The organism is Clostridium tanneri (assembly GCF_033659955.1).
GTDB lineage: Bacteria > Bacillota > Clostridia > Clostridiales > Clostridiaceae > Clostridium_AM > Clostridium_AM tanneri.
The window spans coordinates 1-857 of sequence record NZ_JARUJP010000080.1 but is presented as its reverse complement, the minus strand read 5'-3'; the positions used below and the strand labels follow the sequence as shown (position 1 = coordinate 857).

Annotated in this window: 1 protein-coding gene; it reads left to right on the top strand. The window is 30.6% G+C overall.

The window, feature by feature from the left end; translation table 11 throughout:
- Positions 1–679, top strand: a 679-nt coding sequence (locus tag P8V03_RS19015) for a nucleotide sugar dehydrogenase (protein ID WP_318799377.1), incomplete at its 5' end; no start/stop codon positions are given.
- Between the last annotated feature and the right edge of the window lie 178 nt (positions 680–857).

Sequence of the window (857 nt, the reverse complement as noted above, 5' to 3'; positions counted from 1 at the left end):
ACCAGCAGTAGCAGAAATGGAAAAAATACTTGAAAATACTTTTAGAAATATAAATATAGGTTTAGCTAATGAAATGGCTATATTATGTAAAAGAATGGGCATAGATGTTTGGGAAGTAATAGATGCTGCTAAGACTAAACCTTATGGGTTTATGGCATTCTACCCAGGTCCAGGACTAGGTGGACACTGTATACCACTTGATCCATTCTATTTAGCATGGAAGGCAAGAGAATACGACTACCATACAAGATTAATAGAAATTTCCGGGGAAATAAACGACATTATGCCTGAATTTGTAGTTGATAACGCTATGAAGCTTTTAAATGAACACAAGAAAGCAATGAATGGAGCGAAAGTTCTTCTTCTAGGAGTTGCTTATAAAAAGGATATAGATGACCCAAGAGAATCTCCAACTTTAAAAGTTATGGAGCATTTAGATAAAAATGGAGCAGATATGATAATTAACGATCCTTATATACCAGAATTCAAACATGCTGGTAAAAAGTATTATACAGTAGATTGGAAGGAAGTAATAGATGAAGCTGATATAGTTATCATTACTACTGACCATAGCTGTTATGATTATGAGGAGATTGTATCTAGAGCTAAAATAGTTTATGATACAAGAAATGCTACTAAAGATGTTAAAAATAATAGAGAAAAGATTTTTAAACTATAATATATAGTTTAGGCTTTTAAAATTAAATTAAGAAATATAAATAATTGACAATGGACAATTGACAATGGACAATGAAGGTTGATGTTTCTTCCACTGTTAATTGTCCATTATTAATTTACAGATTAGCAAAGTATATAGAGTTATAACTTAAAAATAGAGGGGTGTTTTTATGAAAAAA